This is a genomic window from Salinigranum salinum (assembly GCF_009176545.1).
Classification (GTDB): Archaea; Halobacteriota; Halobacteria; order Halobacteriales; family Haloferacaceae; genus Salinigranum; species Salinigranum salinum.
This window is the reverse complement of sequence record NZ_VTOJ01000001.1, coordinates 314,945-339,765: the sequence shown is the minus strand read 5'-3', so window position 1 is coordinate 339,765 and position 24,821 is coordinate 314,945. Positions and strand designations below refer to the sequence as shown.

26 protein-coding genes are annotated in these 24,821 nt (G+C 68.2%); 16 read left to right on the top strand and 10 right to left on the bottom strand.

The window, feature by feature from the left end:
• Position 1: 1 nt before the first annotated feature.
• Entirely contained in the window at positions 2-151 is a 150-nt protein-coding gene (locus tag FZP69_RS22255; RefSeq protein WP_192918417.1) for a DUF7512 family protein, read from the bottom strand.
• Between the two features lie 524 nt (positions 152-675).
• Between FZP69_RS22255 and FZP69_RS01585 the strand changes: the two genes are divergently transcribed.
• Together FZP69_RS01585 and FZP69_RS22940 are read left to right on the top strand one after the other, a co-directional pair.
• On the top strand, positions 676-1,965 hold the full coding sequence (locus tag FZP69_RS01585) for a patatin-like phospholipase family protein (protein WP_152039644.1): 1,290 nt from the start codon (positions 676-678) through the stop codon (positions 1,963-1,965).
• A gap of 553 nt (positions 1,966-2,518) precedes the next feature.
• Positions 2,519-3,700 carry a hypothetical protein gene (locus tag FZP69_RS22940; protein WP_240137416.1) on the top strand — a complete coding sequence of 394 codons (1,182 nt, stop codon included), beginning with the start codon at positions 2,519-2,521 and terminating at the stop codon, positions 3,698-3,700.
• Positions 3,701-3,982: 282 nt separating this feature from the next.
• Here FZP69_RS22940 and FZP69_RS01575 read toward each other — a convergent pair whose 3' ends face one another.
• Entirely contained in the window at positions 3,983-5,173 is a 1,191-nt protein-coding gene (locus tag FZP69_RS01575; protein ID WP_152039643.1) for an MBL fold metallo-hydrolase, read from the bottom strand.
• 457 nt (positions 5,174-5,630) lie between these two features.
• Positions 5,631-6,227 carry a conditioned medium-induced protein 4 gene (locus FZP69_RS01570; protein ID WP_152039642.1) on the bottom strand — a complete coding sequence of 199 codons (597 nt, stop codon included), beginning with the start codon at positions 6,225-6,227 and terminating at the stop codon, positions 5,631-5,633.
• 137 nt (positions 6,228-6,364) lie between these two features.
• Between FZP69_RS01570 and FZP69_RS01565 the strand changes: the two genes are divergently transcribed.
• The 11 genes from FZP69_RS01565 to FZP69_RS01515 all read left to right on the top strand — a co-directional run bounded on the left by FZP69_RS01565 (position 6,365) and on the right by FZP69_RS01515 (position 14,809).
• On the top strand, positions 6,365-6,949 hold the full coding sequence (locus FZP69_RS01565; RefSeq protein WP_152039641.1) for a biotin transporter BioY: 585 nt from the start codon (positions 6,365-6,367) through the stop codon (positions 6,947-6,949).
• A 7-nt stretch (positions 6,950-6,956) separates the two neighbouring features.
• On the top strand, positions 6,957-7,715 hold the full coding sequence (locus tag FZP69_RS01560) for an energy-coupling factor ABC transporter ATP-binding protein (RefSeq protein WP_152039640.1): 759 nt from the start codon (positions 6,957-6,959) through the stop codon (positions 7,713-7,715).
• Between the two features lie 76 nt (positions 7,716-7,791).
• Complete coding sequence (locus FZP69_RS01555; protein ID WP_152039639.1) at positions 7,792-8,499, top strand: energy-coupling factor transporter transmembrane component T family protein; 708 nt, start codon at positions 7,792-7,794, stop codon at positions 8,497-8,499.
• Positions 8,500-8,589: 90 nt separating this feature from the next.
• Positions 8,590-10,692: a heterodisulfide reductase-related iron-sulfur binding cluster gene (locus FZP69_RS01550; RefSeq protein WP_152039638.1), complete on the top strand. Its 2,103-nt coding sequence runs from the start codon at positions 8,590-8,592 to the stop codon at positions 10,690-10,692.
• A gap of 44 nt (positions 10,693-10,736) precedes the next feature.
• Positions 10,737-11,216, top strand: a complete 480-nt coding sequence (locus FZP69_RS01545; protein WP_152039637.1) for a hypothetical protein — start codon at positions 10,737-10,739, stop codon at positions 11,214-11,216.
• 46 nt (positions 11,217-11,262) lie between these two features.
• Complete coding sequence (locus tag FZP69_RS01540; RefSeq protein ID WP_152039636.1) at positions 11,263-11,661, top strand: VOC family protein; 399 nt, start codon at positions 11,263-11,265, stop codon at positions 11,659-11,661.
• Between the two features lie 57 nt (positions 11,662-11,718).
• Entirely contained in the window at positions 11,719-12,201 is a 483-nt protein-coding gene (locus FZP69_RS01535) for a hypothetical protein (RefSeq protein WP_152039635.1), read from the top strand.
• The gene (locus tag FZP69_RS01530) at positions 12,198-13,016 is read left to right on the top strand and encodes a PASTA domain-containing protein (RefSeq protein WP_152039634.1); all 819 of its coding nucleotides are present in this window, start codon (positions 12,198-12,200) and stop codon (positions 13,014-13,016) included. Before FZP69_RS01535 ends, FZP69_RS01530 begins: the two co-directional genes overlap by 4 nt.
• A complete protein-coding gene (locus tag FZP69_RS01525) occupies positions 13,017-13,349 on the top strand; it encodes a hypothetical protein (protein WP_152039633.1) in 333 nt (110 codons plus the stop codon).
• A 132-nt stretch (positions 13,350-13,481) separates the two neighbouring features.
• A complete protein-coding gene (locus FZP69_RS01520) occupies positions 13,482-14,057 on the top strand; it encodes a hypothetical protein (protein WP_152039632.1) in 576 nt (191 codons plus the stop codon).
• A gap of 44 nt (positions 14,058-14,101) precedes the next feature.
• A complete protein-coding gene (locus tag FZP69_RS01515) occupies positions 14,102-14,809 on the top strand; it encodes a hypothetical protein (protein ID WP_152039631.1) in 708 nt (235 codons plus the stop codon).
• 9 nt (positions 14,810-14,818) lie between these two features.
• Here FZP69_RS01515 and FZP69_RS01510 read toward each other — a convergent pair whose 3' ends face one another.
• The 3 genes from FZP69_RS01510 to FZP69_RS01500 form a co-directional block, all read right to left on the bottom strand.
• Positions 14,819-16,057: an outer membrane protein assembly factor BamB family protein gene (locus tag FZP69_RS01510; protein WP_192918416.1), complete on the bottom strand. Its 1,239-nt coding sequence runs from the start codon at positions 16,055-16,057 to the stop codon at positions 14,819-14,821.
• 127 nt (positions 16,058-16,184) lie between these two features.
• The gene (locus tag FZP69_RS01505; protein ID WP_152039629.1) at positions 16,185-17,252 is read right to left on the bottom strand and encodes a zinc-dependent alcohol dehydrogenase family protein; all 1,068 of its coding nucleotides are present in this window, start codon (positions 17,250-17,252) and stop codon (positions 16,185-16,187) included.
• 156 nt (positions 17,253-17,408) lie between these two features.
• Positions 17,409-17,861: a ferritin-like domain-containing protein gene (locus tag FZP69_RS01500; RefSeq protein WP_152039628.1), complete on the bottom strand. Its 453-nt coding sequence runs from the start codon at positions 17,859-17,861 to the stop codon at positions 17,409-17,411.
• 147 nt (positions 17,862-18,008) lie between these two features.
• On the opposite strand from FZP69_RS01500, the gene FZP69_RS01495 reads away from it, so the two are divergent.
• Positions 18,009-18,515 (top strand): cupin domain-containing protein, encoded by a 507-nt coding sequence (locus FZP69_RS01495; protein WP_152039627.1) that lies wholly within the window; start codon positions 18,009-18,011, stop codon positions 18,513-18,515.
• Between the two features lie 27 nt (positions 18,516-18,542).
• Here the strand turns inward: FZP69_RS01495 and FZP69_RS01490 are convergent, their stop codons facing one another.
• Positions 18,543-18,830 (bottom strand): DUF7853 family protein, encoded by a 288-nt coding sequence (locus tag FZP69_RS01490; RefSeq protein WP_152039626.1) that lies wholly within the window; start codon positions 18,828-18,830, stop codon positions 18,543-18,545.
• Between the two features lie 264 nt (positions 18,831-19,094).
• Here FZP69_RS01490 and FZP69_RS01485 point away from each other — a divergent pair, with 264 nt between their 5' ends.
• Entirely contained in the window at positions 19,095-19,814 is a 720-nt protein-coding gene (locus tag FZP69_RS01485; protein WP_152039625.1) for a helix-turn-helix domain-containing protein, read from the top strand.
• 356 nt (positions 19,815-20,170) lie between these two features.
• Positions 20,171-21,229: an NAD(P)/FAD-dependent oxidoreductase gene (locus FZP69_RS01480; protein WP_152039624.1), complete on the top strand. Its 1,059-nt coding sequence runs from the start codon at positions 20,171-20,173 to the stop codon at positions 21,227-21,229.
• Between the two features lie 669 nt (positions 21,230-21,898).
• On the opposite strand, the gene FZP69_RS01475 is transcribed toward FZP69_RS01480, so the two are convergent.
• The 3 genes from FZP69_RS01475 to FZP69_RS01465 form a co-directional block, all read right to left on the bottom strand.
• Positions 21,899-23,062, bottom strand: coding sequence for an acyl-CoA dehydrogenase family protein (locus FZP69_RS01475; RefSeq protein ID WP_152039623.1), 1,164 nt, complete (start codon positions 23,060-23,062; stop codon positions 21,899-21,901).
• 63 nt (positions 23,063-23,125) lie between these two features.
• Positions 23,126-23,836 carry a type 1 glutamine amidotransferase gene (locus FZP69_RS01470; RefSeq protein ID WP_152039622.1) on the bottom strand — a complete coding sequence of 237 codons (711 nt, stop codon included), beginning with the start codon at positions 23,834-23,836 and terminating at the stop codon, positions 23,126-23,128.
• A gap of 172 nt (positions 23,837-24,008) precedes the next feature.
• Positions 24,009-24,785: an alpha/beta fold hydrolase gene (locus tag FZP69_RS01465; RefSeq protein ID WP_152039621.1), complete on the bottom strand. Its 777-nt coding sequence runs from the start codon at positions 24,783-24,785 to the stop codon at positions 24,009-24,011.
• Between the last annotated feature and the right edge of the window lie 36 nt (positions 24,786-24,821).

The window sequence follows — 24,821 nt, the reverse complement described above, 5'->3', positions numbered from 1 at the left end:
GTCACTCACCCCGCAGCAGTCCCACGACGTACTTCCCGACGAGCTGCTCGAGCGCGCCGTAGCCGACGTAGAGGACCGCCGCCTCGACGAGGACGAGGCCGACGAGCGCGGCCGCCAGGGCGTTCCCGGAGAGCGATTCGATCCCGAACATCACCGGTCACCTCGTTGGAGTCTTGCACTCATTGCGGTTTCTTGCACAGATCACACTACACCGCAGGAGTAGATAACAGTTTTGGGTTTATTGTGCAATACTATATTCCGCTAACCGACCGGTGGTGATGTGTAACTTACTCCGAAGTTTTGTTCGCGATGTGAGACGTAACCGATCGGGGGGCCGCCCGAGTGCGACCCTCGAGCCGGTCGATCGTCACGAGCTCGTTCGGTTCAGTGCCGAACGACGAAGAGACGAGACCGCTGCGACTGTTCACGGACGGCGTCACCGACAGTCGGGTTCGAGCGGACCAGGAGCGACGTGACCGTCGGGCGTACCGTCGTCCGACTCGGTCGCGACGAGCCGGTCCGTGAGCCAGAGGACGCGATGTTAAGCAGATACGCGTGGTACGTGTCTCGGATGCAACGATCGGAAGTGGTCGTCTGGCCCGTCGGATCGTCATATCGGATCGGTGACACCGACTCGACGAAGAGACGGAACGCGACCAGTCATCGACACCTCACATGAACACCAGACCACGGAAGCTCTCGGCGACGGACGTCCACTACCTGTCTTTCGAGGGAGGGGGCGGCAAGGGAGCGGCCTATCTCGGGGCGTTGGCCGCCCTCGCCCACCCCGAAATCGGACTCCTCCAGCACGAGGCAGCGACAGACGACTACCACCTGCGACGGTGGACCAGCGCGGACGAGTTCGGGATCAAAGGAGTGGCCGGCGCGTCCGTGGGCGCCATCACCGCCGCGTTGCTCGCGAGCGGGTGGGGTGTCCGCGCGCTGTACGAGGACGTCGTCTCGGACCGAGCGGCGCTCGCGGGCTTCTTCGATCCCGCCGGACCCACGCACCGCACGGTGCCGGTCGCGCTGCGTGGTGGTGAGGAGTCGTCCCCGGAGACGGGCGGGTCGTCACATCCAGCGAACTGTCTCGTCGAGGACCGGGGTGAGTTCCTGCGACGGTTCGACACTGGCCGAATGAGTGCGGCGGTCGACGGTCCGCTCGGAAAACTGGCCGCGCGTCTCACGTCGAACCCGGCCGTTCGTCAGTTCGTCGCCGACCCGGTCGGGCATCTGCAGAACCTCTGGGTCGACTACGGGCTGTTTTCGGGGTGTGCCGGGCAGTCCTTCCTCGAGACCAGTATCCGGGACGGCCCGTTTCTCGCTCGGCAGGACGATCCTCGTACGGAGCGCTCCGATATCGGGGAACAACACGTCACCTTCGGCGAGCACAGACGACGCAGCGGCATCGACCTGGTGCTGACGGGGACGAACCTGCGGACGGGCCGCGCAGCGTACCTGTCCGATCGACACGGGCTCGGGGCGATGACCGTCGCCGACGGCGTGCGGATTTCGATGGGACTCCCGCTCGTCTTCAAACCGGTCCGTGTCTCTCACGAAGAACCGCGCTACGACGGGCTCTGGGTCGACGGGGGCGTCCTCAACAACAACCCGATTCACGCGTTCGACCACGGCGATGGCACGTTCAACGACGCCGTCCTCGGGCTACGTCTGGAAGTGGACAGGGACAACGAGATAACGGACCTGATGAGTTACGTGAAGGCGATCGCGAAGACGTACCTCGACGCCTCGGAGACGCGCGAGATCCGAACCGAACGGGAGGGACACCACACGGTTTCGCTCCCGATTCCGGACGGGACGCTCGGCCTCCTCGAGTTCACGCCAAGTGAGGAGAGCGTCTGGACGGCCAGCCTCGCGTCCGCGAACGCGGTCTACGACTACTTCGGGGTGGACGGGGATCCTGAGTCGTCTCTCGGAGAGGTCGTCGGACTGCGTGCGCCGTGATACTGCCAGCAGTAACTCTCGGGGAGGTTCGACACCGAACGTCCAAATTCAGTACGGATGGACAGTCGGCAGGCTCTATCGACACCCACCGCTGTTGATCGTTTTTCGAGGCCGTGCTGAATACAGGGCGCCTATCAGGCATCTATCCCCCTATTCGGTGCCCGAAAACGACCCAGCCGCACCTATTCAGAGACGGATGCAATCACTACGTGTTGATAATAAAAAAAGACTTATATAATTGTGTGACATTCTCTACTAAATGATGAACTCACCACCTCCGGGGAGCAGTGCAGACGACACGGGCGATACGCCAATTCGCCGCCGTAGCGTGCTTGCCGTAGGTGGTGCCGTCGTTTGTGCCGGGCTCAGTGGGTGCCTGAGCCGAGTGGCCTCGGCGGTGACGAACACGGGAGCGTCGCCCGCAGCAGTGTTCTCGGGGACACAAGGGGCGAGTGCAGGCGAGTTCGTAGTTGGTGAGCCGCACGTGAGTCGGCTGACTCCAACGCTGGCCGAGCGCGTCGAGTTGGAAGGCTGGGTTACGTCGTCTCCGGTCATGGCGCAGAACCACAACTCCTCACGGAGCAACAGAACGAGCGCGGGAGTGGCATTCGATGGTGATGCCGACGACGACGGCGTTGACGACGGCACTGAAGAGGACGATGAGGAGTTGGGCCTCATCTACGAGTATCTGGGCGGCGAGGCGATGGTCGCCGAGCGGTTCACGGTCTGTCTCCCGGATGCGGAGGTGCCGGGCGGAAACGGGAGTATCGAGGAAGCAGTGACACCGGAGCGGCTTCTCTCGTATCTCACGGGCGAGACCGATGCTGGTGGGCGAGTGTACTCGTGGGGAACACCAAAGACTGGTCCGGGTGACTCGGACGGGGGTGGCGATTGTGACGACGACGACCCCCGCATTTACCCGGCGGTGTGTGGGACGACGCCGCACTTCGTCGCGGACGTGACGGGACCGGTGTCAACGGGCGGGAGTCTGGAAGTCGTTCGAGCGGAGGACGGAGCAGTGTTCCTGCAGTCGGGCAACAGGGCGTCGACCGAGGGATTAGAGATGCAGGTAGAGATGCAGATGACTCTTACCGCAGACCCACTCGTTGCTGGACCCGACGGTGATGGTTCTGATACGAGCTGTTCGGCTGATGACGAGCCGTGTGGACCGGGCGTCTGGGCGCGGACCACGGAGTCTGGTTCGTCGACCGGTGTGTCGGTCTATCAGCTCATGGTGCAGCCGCCGCGGTGTCCGGAGCCGTTCCCGGCGTTGTTCTACGTCCAGCGGTGTGAGAGTGACGGACAGCTCGTGTATACGGGTGGGTGGGTCATTGATGATGCTGCGCTGTACGAGGGTTCGTTTACCGTATTGTCGATGGCCGACGCTGCGCCAGTCGTCGGTATCGACAGTACTGACCTCACCGCGACGTTCGAGGATGTGGCTGGTGGGAGAGATGTACGACGGCGAATTGTCATGCGTCGTCGCCGGGGGGCGCGACTCGATATGGGGCCTATCGATGAACTAGTCGAACGAGAAGTGCTCTCTGAGGAGGGTAAAGAGGCGAATGACTCGTTCATCCGAAAGAAGCCGGGCGGGCGACGGCTGGTCGAAGAGGATGGTTACACGATGACGCACCTCGCGGTAGACGCACCCGTTCTCCATCTGGTCGACGAGGAAGCCTCGAACGAAGTGAAATTCAAGGCCGGTGCTGAACTGTCTGGGCAGGTCAACTGAGCCTACTCTACCGACGGATGAGTCCGACTTCGGCAAGGGCACTGCCCCACGTGCCGTCCCCGAGAAGGTGCGGGACCGCGGTCAACGTGGCTACCACGGCCGGAGAGCGGTCACTCCCGACAAGACGTCCTGCTGCATACACCCTCTGTATGCAGCACGCCGTTCCGGGCAGGATGCGAGTAGGTCAACAGAGCCGATCGGCAGTACGAGTCGATCGTCCTCGTCTCGTATCGACCGGAGACTCCAGCAGAGAGGAGAAGCGAACTGGCCGTCGGCTCCGTCTCAGTCGCCCGCCAGCGACTCCTGGCTGGCTGCGCAGTTGTTCGGGCCGAGTTCGAGCTCGAACGCCTCGTCGTCGTCGACGGTCTCGAGACCGAGGTTGGTCGCGATGATCTCCTCGTAGTTGCCGGGACGCGGCGGCATGTCCGAGAGGATCAGCTCGACGAACGCCTCTTCGTCCATCGTCAGCGCGTCCATCCGCTCGACCAGGCGGCCGAGCGGCGCGGTGTAGGTCCCGTCGGCGGCGGGTTCGGCGGCGTCACTGAAGTGTGCGCCAGCCACGAGCGTCTCGTCGGGCAGCGTGAGCACGCGCTCCTGGAGCGACTCGTACAGCATCCGGGCCGCCTCGGGCGCGCCCTCGTCGCCCTCCTCGAGGTCGGGCCGAGCGACGCTCTCGGTGAAGAGGCCGTCGCCGGTCGCCAACAGCGAGCCGCCGACGAGGTACGAGGTCATGCCGGTCGTGTGTCCGGGCGTCGCGACCACTTCGATGTCGACGTCGCCCACGGTGAGGACGTCGCCGTCCGCGACGGTCTCGACGACGTCGGCGTAGGTCACGCCTCGACCCTCGGCGGCCGCCGGGATCACACCTCTGACGCCCTCGTCGTCGAGTTCGCGGACGCCGCTGAGGTGGTCCGCGTGGATGTGCGTGTCGATCGCGTACTTCAGGGTCGCACCCATCTCCTCGGCGTCGGCGAGATAGCGGTCGGTGAACGCCCGGAGCGGGTCGATAACGGCGGCCTCGTCGCCGTCGACGACGAGGTACGCGAGACAGCCCGAAGAGGGGCGCTGGTACTGGTACACCGAACCGGGACCGTCGTAGCTCTCGATCTCGACCAGGTCGTACAGCCGCGCCCAGCCGTTCATCCCCTCGTCGAGGTGGACCACGTCTCGGTCCGCCTCCGCCAGGACGCCGGCCACGTACTCGCTGGCGCCACCCTTCGCACAGAGGACGACCAGCGGGTCGCCCACAGGGACACGCTCGAGCAGGTCGTCGTCGACCTCGTCGAGGAACTCGTAGTACGGGATGTTCTCGATCTCGACCGAGTCGCCGTCGATTCGCCACTCGTCGAAATCGCTCTCCATCCGCGTGTCGAGGATCGTCACGTCCTCACCCGCGTCGACCCGTCGCTTGAGCTCTCGAGGGGAGAGTTCGTCGACCGGTTCGTCGGGAGTCGGGAAGTCGTCTGGGTCCATCGTCACTCACAGGTATATTGTGCGCCGTAATAAATATTGTGCATTTCACCCAATACATACCCGCTCGGGACCGTGGTCGGCGGGCCGGAGGAGACACGAGGGAATAGGCCCGGACGCGAGCGAGACGGGGAGCGGCGACCGCTTCGCGTCCGTGGGGTGGGACGACTGGACGTGGCTCCGGTCGCGCGAAACGGCTGTGATCGAGGACGAGAGGGCAGAGTCCCGCGGAACACCCCGGACACCACGGGGAGCGCCTCGGAACGTGTCGTCGTCGAAACCGACAAGTGGTATAGCAAGATTTTTGCAATACATCGGGGTCGCGTGTGCGTGCTCCGAGGGTCGTGCAGTTCCGTGATAGCCTCTCGTCACGCGGACGTCGAGTCCCCAGCCGAGGTCGCGACCGGTCCTGGTGTCGTTCGTTACCCGCCGTGGACGTGGCCGTGGCGTATCGGGAGGGTCAGAGCGAGACGTCGGTCTCGAGGTCTTCGGTCGCGTCCTCCAGCCCGTCGCGCCGGGCGTCCGACGCGAGTCGGGTCGCGATGTCCTCGTCCGAGAGGAGGTCGGCGAACTCGTCACGGAAGCGGTGGCTGGCCCGTCTGGCAGCCATCTCGCTCTCGACGACCCGGTACGCCCGGCGGACCGTCCCGGGGTCGGCGTCGACGGCCTCGAGACAGTCGTCGAGGTCGGCGCCATCGACGACCAGCCGACGGACCGCGTCGTCGACGGGCGTCCGGTCGGCGTCGGTGACGAGGTGGAGGTCCATCCGCGCGTCGAACGCCTCGCGTTCCGAGAGCCCGAGGCTCGCTGCGAGGTCGGCGTCCGTCCCGCCGTCGAAGAACCCCCGAAGCACCCCGACGAGCGTCTCGTCCGAGAGCCCGGATCTGAATTCGAACCGCTCGCGCATCGTGGCGACGAGGCCGGCGAGCCGCGCGTCCGGCACCGTGTCGTCGCCCCCGGCGAGCGATCCCGGCGTCTCCTCCTGACGCTCGGTGACCGTATCGGAGCCCGTGGCGTCGATGAAGATGTCTCGGAGCGCCTCGGTCTTCTCGTCCATCAGGGCTGTGGTACACCTCGCGGGCGGAAAAGCCTGCTGTCGCGCCGCGATACGACCGAGCGAGTCGCCGTCGGCGCCGCCGCTGCAGGTCGTCAACCGAACATTGATTACGGTTTACGAGACACCCACGAACACAGATGGCGACGAACACGGAGTCGGTCGAACTCGTCGGCGACGAGGTGGTCGGGAACGTAGCCCGGGCGGTGCTGTTCGCCGCCGCCACCGCGGCGACGGCCCCGGTCGACCTCGTCCACCCGCTCGCACCGAACGTCCCGATCACCCTCCAGACGCTCTGGGTCTACCTCTCGGGGATCGTCCTCGGACCGATCTGGGCCGGGTTCGCCTTCCTGCTCTACCTGCTCGCGGGGGTCGTCGGCCTCCCCGTCTTCGCGGGCGCGAACGCCGGCCTGGGAGTCGTCCTCGGACCGACGGGCGGCTTCCTCGTCGGCTTTCCACTCGCGGCCGTCACCATCGGCCTCGTCACGCACGGAGTCGACGGGATCGACCCCCTCGACGAGGTGGCGGTCCCCCGGATGGTCGCCGCGCTCGTCGCTGGGAGTGCCGTCGTCTACGCCGCCGGCGCGGTCGGTTTCTCGCTCGTCCAGGGGATTGGCCTCCTCGCCAGCGTCTCGGCGGTCGTCGTCCCGTTCCTGCCGGTGGCCGCGCTCAAGACCGCCGCGACGGTCGCCATCGTCCGCAGCGACGCCATCGTCGCCCGGTGAACTCCCCGTGATCCGGGTCCGTACCCTCACCCACCGCTACGGCGACTCCAGCGGCGAGAGTGACGGCGGTGGCGGCGGTGGCAGTGGCAGTGGTGGCGGCGGCGTCGCCGCCGTCGAGGACGTCTCGCTCGACGTCGCCGATGGGGAGTTCCTCCTCCTGGCGGGACCGAACGGCTCCGGGAAGACGACGCTCGTCCGGCACTTCAACGGGCTCCTCGACCCCGACGCCGGCACGGTCGAGGTGAACGGTCGTCCGGTCGCGGAGGACGTCGTCGCCGCGCGGACGGCCGTGGGGATGGTGTTCCAGGATCCCCGCGACGGCTTCGTCGCCGCCACCGTCGGCGCCGACGTGGCGTTCGGTCCCGAGAACCTCGGCCTCTCACACGAGGAGATCGACCGTCGCGTCGACGACGCGCTCGCGGCCGTCCGACTCGCGGGGAAACGTGACGCGCGAATCGAGGAACTCTCCGGCGGCGAGCGCGAACGGGTCGCCATCGCGGGCGCGCTCGCGATGGATCCGGACCACCTCGTCCTCGACGAGCCCTTCACGGGGCTGGACTGGCCCGCCCGACAGGCGGTGCTCGAGCGACTGGACGACCTCCACTCGTCGGGTCGGAGCGTCGTCGTCGTCACCCACGACCTCCGGGACCTCGTGTCGAGAGCCGACCGCGTCGTCGTGCTCTCGCGGGGGCGGATCGCGCTCGAGGCGGACCCAGCCGACGTCGACCCCGACCGGCTGGCCGACCTGGGGGTCCGCCCGCCGTGAGCCGCGCGGGCGACCGTGGGGGTGTCGAAGGGCGAAACGGCGGAAACGAGGGAGAGGAAGGAGCCGGAACCGATCCGTGACGCTCTCGTACGTCGCGGGCGAGTCGCTCGCCCACCGCCTCGATCCCCGAACCAAACTCGCCATCCAGGCGGGGTTCGCGGTCGCCGCGGTCGCCCACACGACACCGGGTGGACTGGTCGCGCTCTCTGTCGTGACCCTGCTGTTCCTCTCGCTGGCGGCGACGCCCGTCGTCGAGAGCCTCCGGTCGTACCGCGCCTTCCTGCCCTTCATCGTCGCCGCCCCGGTCGTCGAGGGGCTGACGCTCGGCGCGCCGTGGTTCGTCGTCGAGGACGCGGTCGGGCCCGCGCTCGCCTCCTACCGCGTGGTGTTGCTCCTGCTGGTGTCGACGGCGTACATCCGGACCACGCCCGTCAGGGAGTCGCGGGCGGCCATCCAGCACCTCCTGCCGGGTCGTGTCGGCGTCCTGCTCGGGGCCGGCGTCGGCTTCGTGCTCCGCTTTTTACCCCTGATGCGCCGCGATCTCGCCACCATCAGAGGGGCGATGGCGGCCCGCCTCGGGACGGAGCGGTCGCTCGCCGAGCGGATCAGGCTCGTCGGCGTCACCGGCCTCCGGCGGGTGTTCCTCCGGTCGGACAGGCTGGCGCTGGCGCTCCGGGCGCGCTGTTTCTCGTGGAACCCGACGCTCCCCCCGCTGTCGTTCTCGCGGCACGACTACCCCGTGCTGGTCGTCTCCGTGCTCCTGGCGCTGACGGCGCTGCTGTGAGTGCGTCGCCGGCGAACCGCCGCACGGGTTGAAAAAACCGGCGCATGAGACGGCACAACGATTAACAAGACGCCAACCGGGAGAGTAGGTATGCTACTCCAGACAGTGACGCGCGAGACGTTCTGGACCATCGGTCCGGTCGGCGAGGCCGTCTTCTACTTCCTCGCGGCGGTCGCGGTGCTCGTCTTCGGCTACGGCGTCTACGAGCGGTTCGCCCGCTACGCCCGCGGCACCGACGACCCCTTCGACCGCCTCGACGACCTCGCCGGACGGCTGCGACGCGCGACCAGGATGCTCGTCTCGAACGAGGCACAGTTCGACCGCGACCGCTACGCGGGCGTGATGCACGCGTTCATCGTCTGGGGGTTTCTCACGCTACTCATCGGCACGACGATCCTCGCCATCGACATCGACATCTACCGCCGGCTCACGGGCACCTCGTTCTTCGTCGGCGACTTCTACCTCTCGTACTCGCTGATCATGGACGCGATGGGACTGCTGTTCGTCGTCGGCGTCGGGATGGCGCTCTACCGGCGGTACCAGGTCAGAGAGGAGCGACTGTGGGGCAAACACACCGGCTTCGAGGACGACGCCTTCGTCTGGACGCTCTTTCTCCTCGGGGTGGGCGGCTACGTCACGGAGGGGCTTCGCATCGTCGGCACCGGCTTCCCGTCGTTCGAGACGGTGTCGTTCGTCGGCTACTTCGTCGCGCTCGTCTTCGACGCCGCCGGCATGTCGGCGGGCCTCGCGGAGGCGCTGTACACGTGGTCGTGGTGGTCGCACGCGATCCTCGCGCTCGTGTTCGTCGCGGCCATCCCGTACGCGAAGCCGTTCCACATGCTCTCGTCGTTCGCCAACATCGTCACCTACGACGAGAAGTCGGGCCGCCGGCTCCCGAAGGTGCCCGCGGATCTCGCGCCCGACGAGATCGGCTACACCTCCTCGGAGGACTTCTCGTGGCGGCAGCTGCTCGACATGGACGCCTGTACCAAGTGCGGACGGTGTTCGTCCGCGTGTCCGGCGAAAGCGTCGGGGCGGAACCTCGACCCGCGCGACGTGATCCTCGACCTGAAGACGTACCGCGAGTCGGTGGACGCCGGCGGCGACGAGGTCGACATCGTCGCGGACGGCGGGTCGCCGGTGATCGCCGCGGAGTCGATGGAGTCGTGTATGGCCTGTATGGCCTGCATGGACGCCTGCCCCGTCGACATCGAGCACCTGACGCACTTCACGGAGATGAACCGCCGGCTCACCGAGACGGGCCAGCAGCCCGAACAGGTCCAAGAGGCGATGATGAACATCTTCCAGAACAGCAACTCCTTCGGCGACCCCCAGCGGACGCGCGCGGACTGGACCGAGAAGCTGGAGTTCGAGGTGCCCGACGCCCGCGAGGAGTCGGTGGAGTTCCTCTGGTACGTCGGTGACTACCCCTCGTTCGACGAGCGCAACCAGCGGGTGGCGCGCGCGCTCGCCCGGATCTTCGACGAGGCCGGCGTCTCCTACGGCATCCTCTACGAGGACGAGGGCAACGACGGAAACGACGTCCGTCGTGTCGGCGAGGAGGGGCTGTACGAGATGCTGGTCGAGGAGAACGCCTCCCTCATGGCGGAGTGTGACTTCGAGAAGATCGTCTGCACCGACCCCCACTCATACAACACGTTCGTGAACGAGTATCCGGAGATGGTCGAGGAGATGGACGTCGACTTCGACTACCCCGTCTTCCACTACACGCAGGTGCTGGAGACGCTCGTCGAGGAGGGCCGACTCGATCTCGGGAGCGTGGACAGAACGGTCACCTACCACGATCCGTGTCACCTCGGTCGGTACAACCAAGTGTTCGAGACGCCGCGCGCGGTCGTCGAGGCGACCGGCGCGGACCTGGTGGAGATGCCGCGCAACCGCGACGACTCGTTCTGCTGTGGCGGCGGCGGCGGCGGCCTCTGGCTGGACCACGACGAGCACACCAAACCCAGCGAGGAGCGCCTCAGAGAGGCCACGGAGGACACCACTCGGATGCCGGAACAGTTCGTCGTCGCCTGCCCGATGTGTGCGACCATGTACGAGGACGGCCGCAAGACCGGCGGCTTCGAGGACGACCTCGAGATCGTCGACGTGAGCGAACTCGTGGTGGAGGCGCTCGACGCCGGTGCGAGAACCGAGACGGCGGGGACGTCGCCGACGGCGGCGGACTGACGCTCCGAGAAGGCTCTTCCTCGTCCGTCTCGTACCGTCGTTCGATGCCCTCTCCCTCTGCCGGATTTCCCGTGTCGGCTCCCCTCGGTCGTCGTTCCGTTCTCGCGTGTCTCGTCGCCGGAGCCGGCGCACTCGCGGGCTGTAACGCGGGCGTGGTCGAGCCCCGGGTTCGCCGCCCGGTCGACGCGACGGCCACCGTTCCGGTCGACGACCACGCCGCGTGGCGGTTCGCGCTCGACCACGACCGGCGGGGGTGGCTCGACCTCGAAGAGCGTGCGGGTGACGCCCGGTGTACCACGCTCACTCCGGCGGGGTACGAGGCGTACGCGGCCGGCGAACCGGTCCCCGAGAGCGACGAACACGCGTTCGCGACGTGGCTCGACGACGAGCGACGTCGGACCGTGAGTCAGATCCCGGCGGGCGAGTGGGTCGTCCTCTGCGAGAACGTGGGTGCGATCCCGGCCGAGGTGCGGGTGACGGTTTCCGTGGAGACGTGGATTGTCGACCTCGCCGACGAGGCGTGAACGGTCGCGGCGCAACGGGTTTGTTCACGAGAGGCGTCCCGACTCCATGGACCCCCGCATCAGCCTCGTCACCCTCGGCGTCGCCGACGTCGACCGCGCGGTCGCGTTCTATCGGGCACTGGGCTTCCCCGTCGAACGCTGGGGCGACGCCGCCTTCTTCGAACTCGACGGCGCGTGGCTCTCCGTCTTCCCACGGGAGGCGCTCGCCGCCGACGCCGGTGTCGATCCCTCCCCTGCTCGGTTCGACGGCGTCACGCTCGCGCACAACGTCGCCTCCCCCGAGGACGTCGATGCGGTCCTCGACGAACTCGTCGCGGCCGGCGGCGATCTGACCCAGCCGGCGCGAGAGACCGACTGGGGCGGCTACTCGGGCTACGTCGCCGACCCCGACGGTCACCTGTGGGAGGTGGCGTGGAACCCGCACGCGGATCTCACGAGTCCCTAATCGATCCAAAACACACCGACGGTAGGGTTATCTCCGATCACGTTGAATTCAGTTGACATGCCGAACAGCGACGGGGACGACGTGGAACGGATCACGCGCCCGCTCGGGGACGTCATTCGTGACGTGGGCCTGGCGGTCGCGCAGGGTCAACAGGACCTCGACGAGGAGTTGCACAAGGTGTATCGGCGGGAGGGTGACGACGGACTACTGGACTGGGAGACCCCGTGGTACCGTTTCGCGGAGGTCGAGGTCGACCTGCAGCTACAGTTCCACACGCTCGAGGAACGGGAGGACCTCACGAATCAGGCATCGGATCGGGCACGACGGATCGCCGAAGAGCGGGGGAACGTCTCGCAGTCGACCGCCCGGTACGGCCTGGTCGCCACCCCGGCAGCCCCGTCCGGATCGACGTTCTCCGAGCGGGAGATGGGTGGATCGAGCCGGATCCACTTCCGCATCGTCCCCGTCACGCCGCCGGCCACCACGCGGAGAGACGCGACCGACGGAGACACCAGAGCGCAGAACACGGGGACTGAATGAGCAGCCACGACTCGCTCGGCCACCGAACGGGGCCACGGACCGACGGCGGTGAGGACGACGAGAGTGCCGACGACCGCGGTGGCGGCGGGTGGTTCTCCCGGCTGTTCCCCGGGCGGGACGAGCGGATCCAGTCGCTCAGACGACAGCTCAAGCAGGCCGAACGCGACAAGAGCGAGCTAGAAGACGAGGTCGAGCGACTCCAGCGTCGGGTCGACGAACTGGACTCGAAGAGGCAGGAGCTCAGTTCGGAGAACGAGGCGTTCAAACGACGGCAGTTCGCGTTCGACGCGTTGCTCGCGAGCGTCGGCCGGTCGTTCCAGCAGGCCAACGACGACCTCGCGGGGAGCAACGTCGTCGTCGGCGACCTCGACGTCACGCTCCGCGCGGACGTCTCGGGTGGAGGGACGCAGGACGGGCTGGACCTCCGGCTCGTCGACCCGGACGAGGAGATCGACGCCGACCGACTGAGTACTGTCTCGTTCAGCGTCGGCCGGCGTGGACGGCTCCGTCACCGCGGGCGACCGGATTCGTTGACACCGGGCGGCGGGGTGCTTCAGACGGGGACACCACCGACCGGGGCTCCGGAAGGAACGACCGAGACGGCGGAACCGCCGAGCGGTCCACCCGTCGAGGTGCCGAACGTGCTCGGACTGTCGGCCGACGAGGCCGAGACGGAACTCCGCGAGGAAGGGTTCGGCGTCCACAGTGACGGCGACGACGACGGGACGGTCGTCGAACAGTGGCCACGGGCGTTCGCCGTCGCCCCGAGAGGGTCGAGCGTGGTGATCATCGTCGACGGCGAGGAGGAGTCGTAGATGGAGTTCGCCGACCGGTTCGGCGCGACCGTCGACGTCTCGCTCGGAGCCGGCGAGGTCGGCCTCTTCTTCGTACGCCGTCACCCGTCGGTCGACCACGCGGCGTTCCGACGGACCGTGGCGACGGCCATCGGCGGGCCGGAGTACGTCCAGCTCGACGCTCCGGGCGGGTTCGTCGTCGTCGCGACGGCGTACGAGACCGCCCAGTCGCTCCGCACGCACCCGATGGTCGACCACGTGGGGGGCGTGTCGGTCGATCCGGCGCGACTGCCGACGCCGACGGTCACCGTCCGCGACGAGACCGACCGAGACGAGACCGACCGCCGGCAGTGACCGACCCGTCCGTCGCACCCGATCGCCGAGCGCGATCCCCGGACACATGATACTTCGAAAATACGTATCTTCTCGTATGTCATACAAACAGATATGTGTACACCTGACATACAGACAGCGAGGTAACAAATAATGTCAGTCGGACAAGAGCTTCTCGACGTCCCGTTGCCGTCGATGGTCGCCAAACTCGGACTGGGTATCGCGGACGCACAGCGCGCGCTCGACGACAACTCGATCGAGACGCTGAAGGCGCTGAACGACGCCGACGACGTCGAGGTGATCACGGCGATCCAGCGGACGATCACGGACGACGGGGTCACGTACGCGTCGTACACCGCGGAGATGAGCCCGCTCCAGATGGGGCTGATGCCGACGTTCTACCAGTTCAGCGAGGCGACGATCGACGTGAAGATGGACATCAAGACGACGTCACAGACCGACACCAGTGTCAAAGTCGGTGCCGAGGCGAAGGCCGGGTGGGGGCTGTACAGCGCCAGCATCAGGACGGACGTCGAGCACAACCGCAAGTTCGGCAAGGAGGTCAACGGGACCAGCCACCTCGTGACGAAACTCGTCCCGGTGCCGCCGCCGGAGCGCATCGAACCGGAGGTGTACACCGACGACCAGCGAACGACGACGGACGAGGACGGCAACCCCACCAATCCGACACCCGCCGGCGAGGAACAGGACGATGGGAACGACTCGTGAGCCAGAAACGCCGGTCACGGCCGGTCACGGGCCGTGAGTAACTGATGTCGACCGGAGAGAACGGCGGGGACGACGACGGCGACGCCGGCCGCGAACTCGTCCGTCGGATGGACGAGATCGACTTCCGCGACCTCATCTACGGGACGGCGGCGAGCGTCGCCAGCGCGCAGTCCGAACTCGACCGGAACCTGGCGGCGTCGATGGTCGAGTTCGCCGAGACGAAGGTCGACGTCGTGCCGCGGGTCACACGGACCATCGAGGACGACGGAACCGTCACTCACACGCCGGCGGAGACGGAGGAACGGTCGCTGCTCGACCTCGGGCTCACGCCGACGCGCTACCAGTTCAGCGAGGCGACCGTCGACGTGGAGTTCGACCTCTCCTTCGGCGTCAGCGAGACCGAGACGGAAGACGAGACGCGGAAGTCACGGCTCCGCGTCGACACGAGCGAGGCCCACCACCAGCGACGGTACTACGGCACGATCGATACGACGGCGAAGGTCTCCGCGCGACTCGTTCCGGTACCGACGCCGGCGGCGTTCACCCCAGCGACGGTCGAGACGTCGGGCGAGCCGACGGGAACGGACGAGGCCGAGAGCGACGACGAGAGCGACGACGGGAGCGATGGTGGGACGGCTGACACCGCCGAGAGCGACGACGAGGGCGGTGGTGGGACGGCTGACACCGCCGAGAGCGACGACGAGGGCGGTGGTGGGACGTCCGACCATACCGACGAACGGGACGTGGCCTGAGTCGGCGACTCAGGGGGGTGCGAGTGCCGCGACGAACCCGTCGCCGCCGACGTACACCCGATCGTCGACGGCTGCGAGAGATCCCACGGGGGCGTCGAAGTCGACGGTCCACCGTGTCTCTCCAGCCAGGGGGTCGAGTGCCACGACGCGGCCGCGCTGGCCGTCGGAGCCGGTGGACGTTCTCGCTGCGGCGAGGACCACGTCGCCCCCGACGACGACGTCGCCAACCCACGACTCGGCGGGGAAGTCGTGTCGCCACGCGACAGCACCGTCGTCGAGCACGAGTGCGACGACGGAGCCGATCTCCGCGTCCCCGCCACGTGCCACGCCCACGAACCCGTGGTCGCCCGCGATAGCCGGCGCCTCCCCGTACCGACCGAGCGGCTCGGTCCGCCACTGGAGCGAGCCGTCGGCGGTCGAGAAAGCGTACACGCGTCCCCCGGGGTCGGATCCGGATTCGGTGACGGAGAGCGTCTCCCCGGCGACCGTCGGACTCGACGGGAACGAGGGGACCGCGCTGGTCGTAGACCAGACCACGCGGGGGCCGAGGTGTCGGGTCGCCGCGTCGACGGGCCGGGACGCGTACGCGGCGAGGCCACTCGTCCCGGCGTGGAACACGCGGCCGTCGGCGACGCAGACGCCGTTCCGCCCGAAGCCGTTCGGGAACGATCGTGTCCACCGCAGCGCCCCCGAGTCGCGGTCGAGGGCGACCGCGCGACCGTGTACCCCCGCGTAGACGCCGTCGGCGGTCGGGACGACACCGTACCCGCGACCGTCGCCGTCGAGCGACGTCGGCGCTCCCCACGCGGCGCTCCCGTCGGCGGTGAGCGCGGCTACGCGACCCGTTCCGGCGAGGTAGAGGACGCCGTCGTACCACGCCCCTGCCTCGCCACCGATCGACTGCTGCCACCGGATCGCCCCGTCGGTCGAGACTAGCGCGACCCGATCGGAACCGGCGGCGGCGACCGAGTCGTCGCTCACGACGAGCGTCGACACCGGGTCCGGTGCCACCGTCTCTGCCCACGCGATCCGCGGGTCGTCGGGTGGCGAGGCGTGTGGGTCGTGCGCGGTGCCAGCGAGGTCGTAGCGGTCGAGCGGCCACGTTCCAGCCTGCGGGGACCACGACTCGACGGTCGTATCACCGACGGCGTCGAGGCCGCCGACGCGGCGGACGTCGTCGAGACAGCCCGCGAGCGAGGTGACGCCCGCGGCGGCAGCGCTAGACACGACCGTCCGTCGGGAGGGCACGGGTGGCAGTGGCGACAACAGCGGCATCAGTCTTGTCCCTCCGCGCTATCGTACGTGGGGAGCGGTCGGGAATCGACCCGACAGCGAGCGACTCACGACGGCGCGAGAGCCGGGGGGGTGCGGCCGCTCAGCCCGAGAAGTCGGTGCAGACCGGGATGCCGATCGTGTCGTAGTCGCTCATGGCCGCGAGTTCGTCGGGCACCTGGTGGATGTCGATGGTGTCCTCCACGAGCGCCGTCGGGTCGAGCTTGCTGGACTCGATCATGTCGAGCATCTCGCTGTACCGCGACGGCTGGAGACCGAGCGACCCCTTGAAGTCGATCTCCTTGGCGACGAACTCGTCGGTCGGCAGCGACACCATCCCCTTCTCCTCGCTCGTCGTCAGGCCGATCTGGACGTGCGTGCCGCCCTTCTTCAGGCTGTTCACCGCGTTCTGACACGTCACCGCGATGCCGAGCGCGTCGGCGGAGACGTCCGCCCCGCCGTTCGTGATGTCGCGCACCTCCTTGGCGGGGTCGTCGACCTCGCGGGCGTTGACCGTCGCGACCGCGCCGAGTTCCTCGGCCTTCTCGAGTTTCTCGTCCATCAGATCGACGCCGATGACGTTGCCGCCGAGCGCGTTCGCGATGTGGACCGCGGAGAGCCCGATACCCCCACAGCCGTGGATGACGACGTCGTCGCCGGCGGTGACGGGCGCGCGGTGAGCCATCGCGTGGAAGGAGGTCATGAACCGACAGCCACAGCCGGCGGCGGCCCCGGCGTCGATGCTGTCGGGCAGGGGCACGGCGTTGATGTCCGCGTTGGGGATGTGGACCTCCTCGGCGAACGCGCCGGGCGCCCGGTTCATGAAGCCGAGCCCGACGTGGTTCTCACAGATGTTCTCGCGTCCGTTGCGACAGAGGTCGCAGGTGCCGCAGGCGAAGTTGAACGGGATGGCGATCTCCTGGCCCTCCTCGACGTGCTCGACCTCCTCCCCGACGGCGACGACGCGACCGGTCGGTTCGTGGCCCAGGATGTGCGGCGGGTCGGGCCGGTAGCCGAACCAGTCCCAGTCACCCTGCCAGCAGTGCCAGTCAGAGCGGCAGACGCCACAGCCGATCACTTCGGCGACCGCCCCGTCGGGTTCCGGTTCGGGGCGGTCGACGTCCTGTACTTCCAGCGGTTCCTTGAACTCCTCGAGTACCACTGCCTGCATGGCAGTGTAATGTCATCCTGCAGGCAACAAATAATTACATATTCTCGTTTACATTACAGACAGTTGAGACGACCGAAACGATCAGCGGTGGAGAACGTCGTCCTTCGACAGGGGTGAGGAGACGACGTCCCCGAGAACGCGGGTCGTGACGGCCGCTCAGTCGCGCTGGTACTCCTTCTTGAAGCCGCGGAACTCCGTCCGGTGGGCCTCCTCGTCGGCGAGGATCGTCACCGCCAGATCCTCCGTCACGGGGTCGTTCGCCTCCTCCGCGGCGTCGATGAGCGCGCGGTAGGTGGCGATGGCGTCCTCCTCGGCGTCGAGCACGCCGTCGATCACGGAGAGGACGTCCGTCGAGTCCTCGGGGGGCTGCAGCGAGTGCTGGTGCGCCTCGAACTCGCCCGAGGCGGGCGGTCGTTCGTCGAGCTGCTTCAGCCGCTGGCCCAGCTGTTCGGCGTGGCCGAGTTCCTCCTGGATGTCGGTCTGGAGCGACTCCTTGATCTCCTCGGCGCGGACGCCGTCGAGGACGATCGCGTTGGTCATGTAGTTCATCACGGTCTCGTGTTCGTCCTGGTACGCCTTGCGCAGGAGGCGAGTGACCTCTTCGGACATATCCGGGAAGTCGTCCCGAGACGACATGAAGCTACGGACGGCGGCAGGTGCGGGGAGTTCCGGACGGCGGAGACAGTCACGAGAGGGTGAGGGGACGAGTGTCGAACCGCCGGTGACTCTATACGTCACCACCGAGCACGGTCGACCATGGGACCAGTCAACGAGTCGTCACTGGAGTGGACCGAAACCGAGCGTGGACCGACCCACTTCCGCCGGAAACGCCTCGCCGACGCTGCCGGTGGGGAACGGCTCGGGGCGAGCCTCTACGAGCTCCCTTCAGGCGGGAAGTCGTGGCCGTACCACTACCACACGGGCAACGAGGAGGCCATCTACGTCGTCTCGGGCGAGGGGACGCTTCGCGTCGGCGACGGAGAGAGGGATACAGCCGACGAACGTCACCCGCTCCGCGCCGGTGACTACGTGGCGCTCCCGGCGGGGCCCGAGAGCGCCCACCGCGTCGAGAACGACGGCGACGAGCCGCTCCGGTTCCTCGTGGTGTCGACGATGCGCGACCCCGACGTCACGGTCTACCCCGACTCCGGGAAGATCGGCGTCTACGCGGGCTCACCGCCGGGGGGCGACTCCGAGGACCGCGTCGTCGACGGCTACTTCCCGAGGGACGCGACCGTCGACTACTGGCGCGACGAGGAGTGACACGGGAGAGGGCACGGACGGGACGGGTCAGAGCGTGTCGCGAAGCCGATCGAGGAGTCGCGCGGCGATCGCCGCGTCGCGGTCCGGGACGTCCTCGAGGTAGGTCGCGAGGGCGTCCGCGACGAACCGACGGGCGGTGAGGTCGAACTCCGTCTCGCCCGATTCGAGCTGGAGGACGAGCGCGCGGGCGTAGCGGGGCGTCTCGCCGGCGTCGAGCGCCCGGTCGAGGGCCGAGGTGAGGGCAGTGTGGAGCACCCACGCCTCCTCGCGGGAGAGATCGAACGACGCAGGGCGGTTGTGGGTTGGGGTGGTCATGGGGATGCCTCCACTTCTACGGAGGGGCTTCGAGGGTAAATGCTTGTTCGCGGCTGACGGGGAGCGTGCACACGACCGAAGCAGTCTTGTGAACGTCTCGGTGGAGAGCGACATCGGTCGCGGCGCGGATCGTCCACAGGCGGAAGCGACCACGAGACGCCCGAGAGCGCGGTGACGACCGATCGAAGCGAGACGAGCGTCCCGGTGGCCGGAGACGCGCCCGGAACCACAGGAGACTTGCCGTGGAAGGCCAAGGTGAGCCCGATGAGCGAGGGCGTGCGCGCGACGCTGGCGGTTCACGCACCGGCGGAGTGTCCGGTCGCCGCGCTCTCGGCCGCCGACGCGGCGGAGAGCGTGGATCCGGAGACGCCACCGATCAGGGACGTGACGTGGACGCGGGGGGCCGGCGGACGGGTCGTCGAGGAGATCCGCGTCGACGAGACCGTCACGACCGCCGACTCTGGGGCGCTCGCGGAGGCCGATCCGGTGATGACGCTCGGAGACGAACGCGTCTATCAGTTCACCCGCGACTCACCGGGGACCGGCGACGAGGACGTCGACGCGGCCGACGGTGCGTGCGTCTGCGAGGCGGTCGAACGGCCCGGCTGTCCCATCGCCGACGTCCACGCTGTCGACGGGACGCTGGTGCTCACGCTCCACCTCGCGGACGTCGAGCGACTCCGCGAGGTCGTGGCCGAACTCGACGCGCTGGGTGAACGGGTCGAGGTCCGCTGTCTCGTCCGCAGCGTCACCGAGACGCCGGGGGACGGCGGGGAACCGGGTGCGACCGTCGTCGACGGCGGACGGCTGACGCCGAGGCAGCGCGAGGTGCTCCGGGTGGCGTACGAACACGGCTACTTCGAGTACCGCGGCGGCGCGAACGCGAGCGAGGTCGCGGCGGCGCTGGATATCGCCGACTCGACGTTCGCCGAACACCTCGCGAACGCCCAGGCGAAACTCGTCGACGAGTTCCTCGCCCCGTGAGGGGCGTCCCGCGAGCCCGAGCGCACTTGAAACACCGCACCATCACGCCCCCACACCGTTCCGGCACCGTCCCGTACCGACGAGCGATGGCAGTACGACCGGACGCGTGCGAGACGGATCGGGACGACCACCCGGTGCTGCCGCGGGCCGAGCGACGCCCGTTGCGCGCCTGCCCACGCTGTGGTCACGAGTGGTTCGAGTGTGGAATCCCCCAGCGAGGCGTCGCCTTCGACCGGGTGGACGACGGGTGGCGCTGTCGTCGATGTGGGAGCGTGATCCCCCGTGGCTGGTGACGACCGCGACTGCCGCGAGTCGCGGCCGGAGACTTCACACCGTTGGATTCCCGACTTCCGGCCGTGACACGAGTCGCAGTCGTCGGGGCCGGGGCGGCCGCGGCGGCGCTCACGTACGTGCTCGACGGGGCGCTCCCGGGAGCGACGGTGACCGTGCTGGAGAAGTCCGGCGGCGTCTGCGGCCGGGCGGCCACCCGACGACACGGCGAGGTGACGTACGACTACGGCGCGAACTATCTGAAGTCCGACGACGAACGGGTGAACGACCTCGTCCACGAGGTGCTCGGCACCGACGGCCTCGTCGACGTGACCGAGCCGGTGTACACGTTCGACCGCGAAGGAGCCGTCTCGCCGGGACGCGACGCCGACGAACACAAGTGGAGCTACGAGTCGGGGCTGACGCAGGTGGCGAAGCGGCTGTTCGGCGCGACCGACGCGACGGTCCACCGCCGCACCCGCGTCGACCACCTCGCCCGCGACCCGCCAGGGACCGGGGGCGAAGACGGAACGTGGCACCTGACGGACACGGACGGGGAGACGTGGGGACCGTTCGACGCGGTCGTCTTGAACCCCCCGGCGCCGCAGACGGCCGAGTTGCTCCGCTCGGCCGCGTGGGACGACGACCGCCGCGACACCCTCGTGGAGGCGGTCGCGGGCGTCGACTACCGCACCGTCTGGACGGCCGTCCTCCACTACCCGTTCGAGATTGACCGCCCCTACTACGCCCTCGTCAACACGGACAAGGAACACGACGTCGGCTGGATCTCCCGCGAGGAGTGCAAGCCGGGCCACGTGCCCGACGGCGAGAGCCTCCTCGTCGTCCAGTCGAACCACGAGTGGGCCGTCGACCGCTACGACGACCCCGCCGACGAGAACGTGGCCGCGCTCGCCGAGGCGACAGCAGCGATAATGAACGACGAACGGCTCACCGATCCCGACTGGACCGACCACCAGGGGTGGCGGTACGCGCTCGCGGAGACGGGCGCGGTCGCCGGGCCGCTCCAGCGCGCACGGGAGGCCGGTATCTACTGCGTCGGCGACTGGGTCGCCGGCGAGGCGCGGCTCCACGCCGCGCTCCGAAACGGGCTGGAGGTCGGCGAGCGACTGGTGTACGCGTTGTAGGACGTCGTCCCGCGATCCAGGCGACGGCTGGCGGCCCGAATCGGGTGAGTCCGCGCGGTCCGACGGCTCACTCCGGATGCGCCCCCACGCCGGGTCGATGGCCCCGCTGGTTCGTCCCACGTGTGAGAGGCCGCCGAACTCCCGACCCGGAAGCCTTCGTGACTACCTAGTCGGTGTCGACGGCCGGCGCTGTCGAGCGACGACTGACCCCACCGTCGGAGCGTGTTCGCCGCGCGAGGGATACGCGCTGGGGCCACTTGCGCTGGGGCCGACTCGCGCCGCTGCGGCGCTCTCCGTCCACGACGTCCGGTGCACAAAAGGGAGGAACCACGGCGTGGGGGGGAGAGGGGAGTAACGACGCAGTTCCTCGGCTACTCCTACGGACATCTGACATAATTATGTTTCGGTATCGGGGGGTTGCGCCGCCTTCGTCCACCGATCTCGTGACCGAAACGTGACAGTGAGACGAATGGGTTGACGGCACGAACGCACACGGAGCGGAACTGAGAACAGAGCCGAGTCACGCTGTTGGTCACGTACTGGGTCACAGGGAGCCGTTCGGACGTCCGCAGGGCGGGACGGCCGAAACCGCGCGGGGCGGGTCATCACGACACGAAGGCCGGAATCCCGGTGTTCCTCACCGCGAGTCCACCGGACGAGCGACCCCAGTCACTCGAAGGCTGGAATCCCGGTGAGTTCCTGACCGACGATCAGCGAGTGGATGTCGTGGGTTCCCTCGTACGTGTACACCGTCTCGATGTTCGCCAGGTGACGCATCGGCGAGTAGTCGGTGGTGATGCCGTTGCCGCCGAGCATCTCCCGCGCCGTTCGCGAGACGTCGCGGGTCATCGCGACGTTGTTCCGCTTGGCCATCGACACCTGCTGTGGGGTGAGGTCGCCCCGTTCTTTCAGCTCACTCAGGCGGTGAGCGAGCAGTTGTGCGGTCGTGATCTCGGTGGCCATGTCGGCGAGCTTCTCCTGCTGGAGCTGGAACCGGGCGATCGGGCCGCCGAACTGCTCGCGGTCGAGCGCGTATTCGCGGGCGGTCTCGAAGCAGTCGCGGGCCGCGCCGACCACGCCCCAGGCGATGCCGTAGCGGGCTTGTGTCAGACACGACAGCGGTCCTTTCATCCCCTCGACGCCCGGGAGGACGTCCTCTTCGGGGACCCAGACGTTCGAGAGCCCGATCTCGCCCGTCACGGAGGCGCGCATCGAGAGCTTCTCTTTGATCTCGTTGGTCGTGACGCCGTCGCGGTCGGTCTCGACGAGGAAGCCACGGACGGGCTTGCCCTCCGAAGACGTGTCGCGGGCCCACACGACGGCGACGTCGGCGATCGGCGAGTTCGTGATCCACGTCTTCGACCCCTGCAGCCGGTAGCCGTCGCCGTCGCGTTCCGCGCGGGTCTCCATGCTCGCCGGGTCGGAGCCGTGCTCGGGCTCCGTGAGACCGAAACAGCCGACCGCCTCGCCTCTGCCCAGATCCGGAAGCCACCGCTCTTTCTGCTCGTCGGAGCCGAACGCGTGGATCGGGTACATCACGAGCGCGCCCTGGACGCTCGCCGCCGAGCGCACGCCGGAGTCGCCGGCTTCGAGTTCCTGCATCAGGAGGCCGTACGCCGTCTCGCTCACGCCCGGGAGGCCGTACCCCTCCAGGTTGGGCGCGAAGAAACCGAGTTCGCCCATCTCGGGGATGAGCTCCAGGGGGAACGTCCCCGCCTCGAAGTGGTCGCCGATGTCCGGGCGCACCTGTTCGTCGACGAACCGGCGAGCCGTGTCGCGAATCATCCGCTCCTCCTCGTCGAGATCGTCCTCGAGGCCCACGAAGTCGAGCATGGAGGGAGTGAGAAGTGCCGCGTCAAAAGCCTTCGCAAGCGTTGCCGCTACCGGGGACGAGCGTCAGTCGGCCGCCGCCGCCGGACCGTCGCGGACGCGCCGCGCGTAGTCGACGAAGTTGCCGAACAGCCGTTTCGTCTCGCACGCCGCCGCGTACTGCTCGTCGGTGATCCCGTCGAGCACGCGCTGGATGCGCTCGTCGGAGAGCTGATCGTCCTTCCCGCGGGTGACCGTCGCGGCGGTCTCGGGGTCGTACTCGGGGTGGAACTGTACGCCGAACGCGTGACCCTTCCTGAAGGCGTGGACGCCGTACTCGTTCTCCGCGAGCAGGGTCGCCCCCGGTGGCAGATCCACGACGTGGTCGGAGTGCGTCGTGAACGCGGTGAACGCCTCGGGCACACCCCCGAAGAGGTCGGCGTCCGTGCGCGTCTGCTCGACCGTCCGGTAGCCGATCTCGTACTCGCCCAGGGCGGCGACGCGGCCGCCCAGCGCCTCCGCGAGCACCTGGTGGCCGTAACAGACGCCCAGCGTCGGGAGGCCCCGGGCGGCGGCGTCGGCAGTCCAGTCGACGAGCGAGCGGATCCACGGCTCGTCCCAGTAGACCGACGCGCGCGACCCGGTGATGACGACGCCGTCGTAGTCGAACGTCTCCGGGAGCTCACCCTGGGTGACGTCGAACTCCGCGAGGCTGGCGTCCAGTTCGCGTCGGAAGTTCCGGGGGGTGTGCAGCGAGCCGTGAGAGGCGTCCAGCAGTGCGAAACGGGTTCTATCCATCTATCACCTCTCTGAAAGAGAGGGAGTCACAAAGACGTTGTGCTCCGACGAGACTTTGCCGCGCTCTCGGTCGCGGCTCGTCACGAGAACTCGGTCGTGGCGACGCCGATCACGACTCGTCCGACGCCGATCACGACTCGTCCGACGCCGATCACGACTCGTCCGACGCCGATCACGACTCGCCCGACGCCGACTCGACGAGACCGATGAGCCGGTCGTTGACGATCCGCGAGCGTTCGACGCCGACGAGGTGGGCCGCGCCGTCGAGCGCGAGGAACGCCCCGCGCGGGAGGTCGGCGGCGAGGGCGCGCGCACCCTCGACGGGCCACTGGTCGTCGCGTCCGCCGTGGACGACGAGCGCCGGCGTCGTCACCTCGTACGGCGGCGGGGGGTCGAAGCCGTCGACGGCGGCCGTGTGTGCCTCCCAGACGTGGCGGGGCGCGTCCTCGTCGCCCCGCCACGCGACGACCTGCTCGACCACCTCGGGCTGTTCGTCGCGGAACGCCGCCGAGAGGAGCCGTTCGGTCGAGGTTCGGAGCGCCGTCGCATCGTCGCGGGGTGCGAATCCCGCCATCGGGTCCGCCTCCCCGAGGCCGCTCCCGAGGAGCGTCAGGCTCCGGACGCGGCCCGACTCGTGTGTGAGCGCGAGGGCGACGAGACCGCCGAGGCCCGCACCGACCAGATGCGCGCGAGAGACGTCGGCCGCGGCGAGAACTGCCGCGACGTCGTCCGCGAGTGCCGCGACGGAGCACGGGCCGTCGACCGCGTCGGATCGGCCCACGCCGCGGTGGTCGAATACCACGGTCCGGAAGGGGCCGGCGACGGCGCGGTGTTGCCACGCCCACTGCCAGGCTCCGAAGCCGATGTCGCCGACGAAGACCACCGTGTCCGCGGCCGTCCCCGTCGACTCGTAGTAGAGGGAGACGTCGCCGTTCGTCGCGAAGGGCATATCCGGTCGGACGCGCTCGATACCCCTCTCGGTTCC